At 64.1% G+C, this 8,448-nt stretch carries 10 protein-coding genes; 3 read left to right on the top strand and 7 right to left on the bottom strand.

The window, feature by feature from the left end; all coding sequences use genetic code 11:
• Nucleotides 1-198: RBBP9/YdeN family alpha/beta hydrolase (locus tag RMO57_RS13230; protein ID WP_310387317.1), on the bottom strand; the 198-nt coding region annotated here is incomplete at its 3' end.
• A 46-nt stretch (nt 199-244) separates the two neighbouring features.
• Here RMO57_RS13230 and argC point away from each other — a divergent pair.
• Nucleotides 245-1,186, top strand: coding sequence for an N-acetyl-gamma-glutamyl-phosphate reductase (gene argC, locus RMO57_RS13225; RefSeq protein ID WP_310387316.1), 942 nt, complete (start codon nt 245-247; stop codon nt 1,184-1,186).
• On the top strand, nt 1,186-1,629 hold the full coding sequence (locus RMO57_RS13220; RefSeq protein ID WP_310387314.1) for a GNAT family N-acetyltransferase: 444 nt from the start codon (nt 1,186-1,188) through the stop codon (nt 1,627-1,629). Before argC ends, RMO57_RS13220 begins: the two co-directional genes overlap by 1 nt.
• 382 nt (nt 1,630-2,011) lie before the next feature.
• Here RMO57_RS13220 and RMO57_RS13215 read toward each other — a convergent pair whose 3' ends face one another.
• The 4 genes from RMO57_RS13215 to mnmG all read right to left on the bottom strand — a co-directional run bounded on the left by RMO57_RS13215 (nt 2,012) and on the right by mnmG (nt 6,256).
• Complete coding sequence (locus tag RMO57_RS13215; RefSeq protein ID WP_310387312.1) at nt 2,012-2,776, bottom strand: GNAT family N-acetyltransferase; 765 nt, start codon at nt 2,774-2,776, stop codon at nt 2,012-2,014.
• Complete coding sequence (locus RMO57_RS13210; protein ID WP_310387310.1) at nt 2,776-3,546, bottom strand: AAA family ATPase; 771 nt, start codon at nt 3,544-3,546, stop codon at nt 2,776-2,778. The genes RMO57_RS13215 and RMO57_RS13210 overlap by 1 nt, the downstream gene beginning before the upstream one ends.
• 63 nt (nt 3,547-3,609) lie before the next feature.
• The gene (gene rsmG / locus RMO57_RS13205; RefSeq protein WP_414896424.1) at nt 3,610-4,269 is read right to left on the bottom strand and encodes a 16S rRNA (guanine(527)-N(7))-methyltransferase RsmG; all 660 of its coding nucleotides are present in this window, start codon (nt 4,267-4,269) and stop codon (nt 3,610-3,612) included.
• A gap of 22 nt (nt 4,270-4,291) precedes the next feature.
• On the bottom strand, nt 4,292-6,256 hold the full coding sequence (gene mnmG / locus RMO57_RS13200) for a tRNA uridine-5-carboxymethylaminomethyl(34) synthesis enzyme MnmG (RefSeq protein ID WP_310387308.1): 1,965 nt from the start codon (nt 6,254-6,256) through the stop codon (nt 4,292-4,294).
• 128 nt (nt 6,257-6,384) lie between these two features.
• On the opposite strand from mnmG, the gene RMO57_RS13195 reads away from it, so the two are divergent.
• Complete coding sequence (locus tag RMO57_RS13195; protein WP_310387306.1) at nt 6,385-6,651, top strand: YkgJ family cysteine cluster protein; 267 nt, start codon at nt 6,385-6,387, stop codon at nt 6,649-6,651.
• A gap of 21 nt (nt 6,652-6,672) precedes the next feature.
• Here the strand turns inward: RMO57_RS13195 and RMO57_RS13190 are convergent, their stop codons facing one another.
• On the bottom strand, nt 6,673-6,894 hold the full coding sequence (locus RMO57_RS13190; protein WP_310387305.1) for a DUF2061 domain-containing protein: 222 nt from the start codon (nt 6,892-6,894) through the stop codon (nt 6,673-6,675).
• A gap of 100 nt (nt 6,895-6,994) precedes the next feature.
• Nucleotides 6,995-8,448 (bottom strand): peptidase domain-containing ABC transporter (locus tag RMO57_RS13185; RefSeq protein ID WP_310387304.1); only part of this gene is annotated, 1,454 nt, incomplete at its 5' end.

Raw genomic sequence — 8,448 nt, 5'->3', positions numbered from 1 at the left:
GGCCACCAGCAGCGCCGGGCGCGGGTCGGCCAGCAAGACCTCATCCAGCCGCGCCATCCAGTCGCCGCGCCGTGGCCAGTCCCAATCGGCCTGCTCGACCCGCTCGTAGCCGAATGCTTGCTCCCACAGGCTCTGCCAATGGCCCGGGTCGGAGTTCTGCCAGCCGGGCAACAAGAGAATGCGTTGCTGATTTTTCATCTGGGTGCTTTATGCTTTCGTTTCTTTGAATTGTGCTGGAGTGGTCATGACTTACGCGGTTTTTGTGGATGGACAAGAGGGTACGACGGGGCTGCGCATTCATGAATACCTGGCGGCGCGCAAGGATGTTGAAGTGCTGCGCATTGACGCCGACAAGCGCAAGGATGCGACCGAGCGCGCCCGTTTACTGAATGCCGCCGATGTGGCTTTTCTGTGTTTGCCCGACGCCGCTTCACGTGAAGCGGCCGCGATGATCAACAACCCCAAGACCTGCTTGATCGACGCCAGCACCGCCCACCGTACCGCGCCCGGCTGGGCCTTCGGCTTGCCCGAGTTGACCCCAGGCCAGCGCGACAAGCTGCGTGCTGCCAAGCGGATCTCCAACCCCGGCTGCCATGCCTCGGCCTTCATTCTGGCCCTGCGGCCGCTGGTGGATGCCGGTCTGCTGAGCCCGGCGGCGCTGGTTTCTGCCACATCCATAACAGGTTACTCGGGCGGCGGCAAAAGCATGATCGCCGAGTATGAGGCGGGCGGCGATGCGGCCCTGCAGGCGCCGCGCCCCTATGCGCTGGGCCTGGCGCACAAGCATCTGCCCGAGATGATGAACTACACCGGGCTGCAGAACGCGCCGGTCTTCATGCCCATTGTCGGCAGCTTCTACAAGGGCTTGTGCGTCAGCGTGCCGCTGCATCTGAGCCAGCTGCGTGCGGGCGCGCGCGCCGAGGATGTGCAGCAGGCGCTGGCCGCGCATTACGAAGGCGAGCCCTTCATTCGGGTGATGCCGCTGCGCGATGCGGCGACCTTGGCCGCTGGTTTTTTTGATGTGCAGGCCTGCAACGACAGCAACCGGGTCGATCTGTTCGTGTTTGGCTCTGATGCGCAAGTCTTGGTGATGGCGAGGTTGGACAACCTCGGCAAGGGCGCCAGCGGGGCCGCTGTGCAGTGCATGAACCTGCACCTGGGGCTGGATGAGGGTCTGGGGCTCTGATGCAGTCTGACGGCATTGAGCGAGCCTGGCGGCGCGATGCCGAGCTGCCGCAAGCGGCGCTGGATGCGCTGCGCGACGGGGTCGTTCTGCACGGCCGCCAGCAGGCCCAAGGCAGCGATGCGTGCGACATCGCCTGCGCCTTGTACGAGGGGGAACGGCTGGTCGCCGGCGCCTCTGGTCGGACCGAGTTTGCGCGCCTCTATGTCAACTATCTGTGGGTGGAGGCCGAGCGACGCGGTCAGGGGTGGGGCGGCGAATGCCTGCGCCAGATCGAGGCTCAAGCGCTGCGGCGCGGCTGCGTCGATGCCTTGATCGAAACCCTGTCGGACGAGACCGCCGAGCTATACGAGCACATGGGCTATGTCTGCATTGCCCATGTACATGACTATGTGCCGGGCTTCACCCGCCATACTCTGCTGAAGGTCTGGAAGCCGCGCGACTGAGGGGCAGTGAGCTTTTTGCGACCGGCAAGTCGATCCACCTGTGCCTGATTGGCCCCAATCCCCTCTATCCCCTTCATCCAGGCTCAGTTCTGATGCTCGTTTGAGCCCGCTGGAAACTTTGGCAAGGCGATGATCGATGTGCGGTGATTTGATCGACCCGGGGGGGCTTTTAGCCTGGATGGAGGGGATGAAGGGGATCAAAGAAATACTTGATTGGCAAGCATCGCCAGCCCGAATTCTCTGCGCCCTCCGCGCCCTCTGCGCCTTGCTCTGCGATCTCTGCGTCCGGATTGCTTAGCAAGCCCACCCTCAAGACCAATAGTCAGAAAAATACGGGCGCAGAGCCCGCAGAGGCTCCGAGCTAAGCCAAGCGGTACTGGGTTTAGGCCGCTGACATCGCCGAGCTGCGATAGTGGTAGCGGTAGGCAAAGACGAAGCCCAGCCGCGCGTAGACGCGCTGGGCCTCGAAGTTGTCCGAACCGACCTGCAGATAGGCCTCGACGGCCCCGTCGGCGGCGGCGATTTGCAGCAGCTGGCGGCATAGCCTGAGGGCATGGCCCCGACCGCGTTGCTCAGGCGGCGTGAAGACGTCAAACAGGCCGACGATGGCGCCTTCGCGCGCGAACTGGCCGCAGGCCAGCAACTGTTCTTGCCCATTCCGCAGCGCAAAGCCGCAATAGGGCACCGGCGAGGCCGCCAGGCGCTCGGCATGGGCGCTGATCTCGGCCTCGCTGGAGCCGCGCAAATGACCGACCAGTTGCGCGTACTCTGCAGCATCCAGCGCCTGCAAATTCTGCTCGGCCGGCAGCGCTGCATTGGCTGGCAGGGCGGCCAGCACCATCACATCGGCGGCATCCACGGCGGGCCAGCCTTTGGCGGCCAAATGCTGGTCCAGATCACTCGGTTGGCTGTACGGCGTAACGCGCACATACAGCGGTAGGCCGGCAGCCGCAAAGGCCGCCTGGCAGCGCGCCAGCAAGTCGTCCAGCGGCAGGCTGCCGGCGGCCAGCGCGTTGATGCAGCGGGAGCGTTTGGCCTTGCCCGGCGAGAGCCGGATCAACCAACCTTCGATCAACTTCTCTTGTGGCGGCGCACTGGCGTTCAGGCCGGCTTGTTCGGCACGCTGCGCCAAGTCAGCGGCCAACATCACATGCTGCCGACGCGCCGCACCATTTCACGTGCGAACTCGACAAAGGCCTGGGCACCCTTGGAGGCGGGGTCGAACACCACGCCGGGCAAACCGTAGCTCGGTGCCTCGGCCAAACGCACATTGCGCGGGATCACGGTGTCGAAAACCTTGTCGCCAAAATGCGTCTTGAGTTGGTCGCTGACTTGGTTCTGCAAGGTGATGCGGGGGTCGAACATCACGCGCAAGAGGCCGATGATTTGCAGATCGGGGTTCAAATTGGCATGCACCTGCTTGATGGTGTTGACCAGGTCCGACAAGCCTTCCAGCGCGAAGTACTCGCACTGCATCGGCACGACCACGCCATGCGCGCAGCACAGGCCATTCAAGGTCAGCATGGACAGCGAAGGCGGGCAGTCGATCAGGATGAAGTCATAGTCATCCCTGACTGCGCTCAAAGCGGTCTTCAGCCGCCGTTCGCGCCGCTCCTGCGAGACCAGCTCGACCTCGGCGCCGGCCAGTTCGCGGTTGGCACCGAGCACGTCGTAGCCGGCTTTGTCGCTGTGCTGCTTGGCCTCCGCGACGCTGCAGGATTCCAGCAACACGTCGTAAACCGTCAGCTCCAAGGTGCGCTTGTCTATGCCCGAGCCCATGGTTGCATTGCCCTGCGGATCAAGGTCAACCACCAGCACGCGCTGTCCCACCTTGGCCAGGCCGGCGGCGAGGTTGACGGTGGTGGTGGTCTTGCCGACTCCGCCTTTTTGATTCGCAACGCAAAAGATCTTGGCCATGTTTTCTAGTTTTGTTGACGATGACAGCTTAATCGCTGCGTTCGCCAATTTTGTTTACGAGCTTCAGTTTTTTGGCCGAATCCAGATCAAACAACGCTGGGCATCCAGGCCCGGCACCTGCAGTTGTTCCACGTGAAACACATCGAGATCTGAGGGTAGGGCGGCGAGCTCGTCGGCCGGATGCTGGCCTTTCATCGCCAGCCAAACGGCGCCGGGTTTCAGGTGCTGACGGGTCAGGGTGGTGAAGTCCAGGAGCGAGGCAAAGGCGCGCGAGGTGATCAGGTCAAAGGTCGGCGTCTGCAGCGCCTCAACCCTGGAATGCACGCCGTGCAAATTTGCGAGCTTCAGCTCGGCCGCCACCTGCGTGATGAAGCTGGCTTTTTTCAGCACCGCATCGACGCAGCTGACGTCGATCTCGGGGTGGCAGATAGCGATCACCACGCCGGGCAAGCCGCCGCCGCTGCCGACGTCCATCAGTCGAAGTGGCTTGCCGACAGCGTGCCTTCGCAATGCCGGTAGCAGACTCAGGCTGTCGATCAGATGGTGGGTCAGCATCGCCTGTGGGTCGCGCAGCGAAGTCAGGTTGTAGACCTTGTTCCACTTTTCCATCATCGCCAGATAGGCCAGGAGCTGGTCGATTTGCGGGTCGCTGAGCTGTAGTTGGAGGTTGGCAGCGGCGGCGGCCAGGGGTGCGCGCAGGCTTGAAAAAGTGTCGGTCATCATCGGTGGTGGGAATTTGGTTCGTTCAGGCCGCTTGGCTATCGTCACCGAAGCCCTTAAAACGCTTCTTCTTCAGATGGACCAGCAGCAGCGAGATCGCGGCCGGCGTGACGCCCGAGATGCGTGAGGCCTGGCCAAGGGTTTCCGGCTTGAACTTGTTCAGCTTCTGGCGCGCCTCGAAGGAGAGGGCGCTGACCAGGGCATAGTCCAGTTCGGCCGGCAGTTTGAGGTGTTCGTAACTCGCGGCGCGGGCAACGTCGTCGACCTGCTTGTTGATATAGCCGGCGTATTTGACGCTGATTTCTATCGATTCGATCACGGCTGCCGCAAGGGTGTCACCCAACTCGGCGTTCATTGTTTCACGTGAAACACCTGCCTCGGGGCGCGCGATGGCGGCCACTTCGGCCAAGGTGTCGTAGACCACACCGGGCCGACGCAGCAGGTCGATGAAGTTGTACTCGCGCTCCAGCGCCTTGCCGACCAGGCGCTCGGCGTCGACGGCGGGCAGGATGGCGGGGTGGACCCAGGTCGATTTGAGCTTCTCTGTTTCACGTGAAACAGCATCGCGTTTGCGGTTGAAGGCCGTCCAACGTGCGTCGTCAACCAGGCCGAGTTCGCGGCCCATTTCGGTCAGCCGCATGTCGGCGTTGTCCTCGCGCAGCTGCAGGCGGAATTCGGCGCGGCTGGTGAACATCCGGTAGGGCTCGGTCACGCCTTGGGTGATCAGGTCGTCGACCAGCACGCCCAGATAGGCCTGATCCCGGCCTGGCAACCAAGGGCCGCGACCCTGCACCTGCAGGGCGGCGTTGAGGCCGGCGAACAGGCCTTGGGCCGCGGCCTCTTCGTAGCCGGTCGTGCCATTGATCTGGCCGGCGAAGAACAGGCCCTGAATGTCGCGCGTCTCGAAACTGGACCTGAGGCCGCGTGGGTCGAAATAGTCGTATTCGATCGCATAGCCGGGCCGCATGATGTGGGCGTTGGCGAGGCCGGGGATGGAGCGCACGGCGGCGAGCTGGATGTCAAACGGCAGCGAGGTCGAGATGCCGTTCGGGTAGTACTCGTGCGTCGTCAGGCCCTCGGGTTCGAGGAAGATCTGGTGGCTGTCTTTGTCGGCGAAGCGGTTGACCTTGTCCTCGATGCTGGGGCAGTAGCGTGGGCCGATGCCCTCGATCACGCCGGTAAACATCGGGCTGCGCTCGAAGCCGGAGCGGATGATGGCGTGCGTCGCCGCCGAGGTGTGGGTGATGAAGCAGGGCACTTGGCGCGGGTGCTGGGCGGCATTCCCCATGAAGCTGAAGACCGGCAGCGGGTTCAGGTCGCCGCCTTGTTCCTCGCATTGCGAGAAGTCGATGGAGCGGCCGTCGATGCGCGGCGGGGTGCCGGTCTTGAGCCGGCCTTGCGGCAGCTTCAGCTCCTTGAGTCGCGCCGACAAGCTGATCGCCGGTGGATCACCGGCGCGGCCGGCGGCGTAGTTCTGCAAGCCAACATGGATGCGGCCGTCGAGAAAGGTGCCGGCCGTCAGCACCACCGAGCGGGCACGAAATTGCAAGCCCATCTGCGTGACGGCGCCGACCACGCGCTCGCCGCTGCCGTCTGACTCGACCAGCAAGTCATCGACCGCTTGCTGGAACAGCCACAGATTGGGCTGGTTCTCCAAGCGGTGGCGGATCGCCGCCTTGTACAGAACCCGGTCGGCCTGGGCGCGGGTGGCGCGCACCGCCGGGCCCTTGGAGCCGTTGAGGATGCGGAACTGGATGCCGGCCTCGTCGGTGGCCGCCGCCATCGCGCCACCCAGCGCGTCGACCTCCTTGACCAGATGGCCCTTGCCGATGCCGCCGATCGAGGGGTTGCAGCTCATTGCGCCAAGCGTCTCGATAGTGTGGGTCAGCAGCAGGGTGGCGCAGCCCATGCGGGCAGCGGCCAGCGCGGCCTCGGTGCCGGCATGACCGCCGCCGACCACGATGACGTCGAATTGCTTGGGATATTGCATGGGTGGGTTTGCCTTGAAAAAGGAGGCCTAGTCGCAGCGAAAAACGCGGGCGCGGGCAAGCCGCAGATTTTACGCGGGGCTGTGGATAAGTGCCGGCTTGAGGCACTCAGCCAAGGGACAATTGCGCCATGAAATGCCGAGAACACTGCGCCGCCTGCTGCATCGCCCCGTCCATCAGCTCGCCCATCCCGGGCATGCCTGTCGTGGGCGGCATCTCCAAGCCGGCCGGCGTGCGCTGTGTGCAGCTGGACGACGCCAATCGCTGCAAGATCTTCGGCCGCCCGGAACGGCCCGCCGTCTGCGGTTCGCTGCAACCGTCGGAGATGATGTGTGGCGACAACCGCGAGCAGGCGCTGCGCTGGCTGGGTTGGATGGAAGAGCAGACGGCGCCTTGAGCTTCGCCTGGCCCCGGCGGGTCAAGCCGGGCTGGCCGTTTCCGTGGATGTGCGGCGGCGCGCCCACCAGGCCAGCAACGCAGGGTGGCCCCAGTACTTTTCAAAGAAGTGGTGCATGACGGTGTTGACCAACGGCTCGATGAAGGTCACCGCGCCGGCGATGGCGATATTGCCGGTCAGGGCATAGGTGACACCGAAGGACGTGCCGAGATGGAGGACGCCGAAGCTTGCTGTCTTGGCCATAGCTGCTTTCTTGTTGCTATCAGGGGGATCAATAGCTGAACTCTAAATTCGGCGGCAGACAGCGTCCAGTTGGCAATCTCGATGCTGGCGATAGCTGAGGTCAAGCCAGGGGTCGGCCGCCTTGCAGCGTGATCACCCGCTCCGCCGCCGCGATGGTCTCGGGCCGGTGGGCGATGACGATTTTGGTCAGCTTCAAGCTGCGCAGCGAGGCATTGACCTCGCGTTCCCCCGCCACATCGAGCGCGCTGGTCGCTTCGTCCAGAAACAGGAACTGCGGCCGTTTGTAGAGCGCGCGCGCCAGCAATATGCGTTGGCGCTGGCCGCCCGACAGGGTATTGCCCATGTCCCCGATCAGGCTTTGGAAGCCCATCGGCATGGCCTGAATGTCGGTCAAAACACAGGCCAGCCGTGCGCATTCGGACACCCATTGCGGGTCGGCATCGGGGTCAAAAAAAGCGATGTTGTCGGCGATGCTGCCGGCGAACAGCTGGTCGTCCTGCATGACCGTGCCGATGCGGGCGCGCCAGGCGCTCAGACCCAGCTTGGCCAGCGGCACGCCGCCGACCCGGATCTCGCCGGCCTGGGGCTGGTGTATGCCCAGCAGCAGCTTCATCAGCGTGGTCTTGCCACAGCCCGAGGGGCCGATGATGGCGACCGATTCGCCGGCTTCAATCCTCAAATTGCAGTCGACCAGCACCGCCGGCTCGCCGTCTGCGTAACGGAAGCTCACAGCGTGCAAGACCAGCGCGCCGGTCGTGTCGGGCGGGCTGGCCTGCGCGGCTGTTGTGTCGGCCTCCGGCGCCGTCAGCACGATGTCGGCCAGGCGCTCGCCCTGCAGACGCAACATGCTCAGCTCGACGCCCTTGTCGATCAGGCCGGCCAGGCGCAGCGTGAACTGCTCTTTGTAGGCCAGGAAGGCAAACAACATGCCGACCGACAGCTCGCGGTCCAGCACAGCCAAGGCACCCAGCCAGATGATGGCAACCCGCTCGATGCCGAACAGGAGCTTGTGGCCAACGTCCATCCAGAGGTCGAGCCGGCGCACCGCGATGCCGGCATTCATCTGCTCGACCACCAGGTTGGCGAAGGCGGCGCTGCGCTCGGCTTGCGCGTTGAACAGCTTGATCGCCTGCGCGCCGCGCAGCGATTCGAGGAAATGGCTGTTTTGTTTGGCCTCATGTACCAGCGCCTCTTCCGAGGCCTCGCGCAGCGGCCCAAAGAAGGCCCAGCGCAGCAGGCCATAGGCGGCCACCGCCAGCAGCGCCACGCCGCTCAGGCGCGGGCTGTAGATCCACATCATGGCCAGCGTGATGATGACCATCAGCCCATCCAGGATCGCCTCGGCAAAGCGGGTCGAGAGCGTGCGCTGGATCAGCTGCACGCTGTTGAAGCGCGACCAGATATCGCCGATATGGCGCTTCTCGAACCAGGCCAGCGGCAGCTTGAGCAAATGGGCGAACACCTGGGTCAGCCACTGCACGTTCAGCGAGGCCGACAGATACAAAACCGCCCAGGAACGCAGCGCGGCGACACCGACCTGCAGCAGCACCAAGA

Origin of the sequence: Roseateles sp., assembly GCF_031397715.1 — a bacterium.
In the GTDB taxonomy this organism is placed as follows: domain Bacteria; phylum Pseudomonadota; class Gammaproteobacteria; order Burkholderiales; family Burkholderiaceae_C; genus Paucibacter_A.
Note: the sequence above shows the minus strand (reverse complement) of the source record. Positions and strands in the feature narration are given on the sequence as shown.